Origin of the sequence: Synechococcus sp. H55.2 (assembly GCF_047462495.1) — a bacterium.
In the GTDB taxonomy this organism is placed as follows: Bacteria; Cyanobacteriota; Cyanobacteriia; order Thermostichales; family Thermostichaceae; genus Thermostichus.
On record NZ_JANSJH010000219.1, the window covers coordinates 1 to 745 of the forward strand.

A 745-nucleotide genomic window follows, 5' to 3' on the forward strand; every position below is an offset into this window, starting at 1 on the left:
CACGAGCGCTTTGAGTTCCCCGAAGAAGTCCTACCCCGCGGCAACGCGCTCTAAAGAATCAGGGAGGTTGCCTGGCACTTGCCAGGGATCCGCTCCCGGCAAGTCTTGAACTGTAATGCTTAGGGATCCCAAAGGTTTGCGGATCCCTTTTTTATGGGTTGCAAGGCGGCTGGGCTCGCAAGCGGGCGCAAATGGCCTGCCAAACCTGTTCGGCCAACTGGGACGGGCTGGTTTCTGACCGGATGGGCACCCGCACATCGGCCTGGGCGTAGAAAGGTTCTCGCTCCTGCATTAGCCTTTGCAAAGCGGCTTGGGGATCGGGGGTTTGCAACAGGGGCCGTTGGCCGGGATCCCGGCTCAGCCGTTGCCAAATGAGCTCAGGGGCCGCATCCAGCCAAACGGTGAGGCCGTGGTGCAAATAGCTCCAATTCTTGGGCCGCAGCACGATGCCACCCCCCGTGGCAATCACCAGGCGGGTGTAGCCGCTGAGCTGGGCCAGCACCTGGGTTTCCAGATCCCGGAAGTGGGCTTCCCCATGCTGAGCAAAAATCTGGGCAATCGAGCAGCCCGCCACCTGCTCCACCAGCACGTCGGTGTCGAAGAAGGGGCGGCGCAACTGGGCGGCCAGCTCAGCTCCCAGCGTGGACTTGCCGCTGGCCATCATGCCGACTAAGTAGACGGTCACGCCCTGCAGGCGTTCGGATTCTGGCGGAGAGATCATGAGGGGGGAGGGATCTGCTAGCGC

At 62.4% G+C, this 745-nt stretch carries 1 protein-coding gene; it reads right to left on the minus strand.

Annotated features, from left to right (window positions below; all coding sequences use genetic code 11):
- Positions 1–151 precede the first annotated feature (151 nt).
- Positions 152–721: a shikimate kinase gene (locus NW844_RS13020; protein ID WP_414336257.1), complete on the minus strand. Its 570-nt coding sequence runs from the start codon at positions 719–721 to the stop codon at positions 152–154.
- Between the last annotated feature and the right edge of the window lie 24 nt (positions 722–745).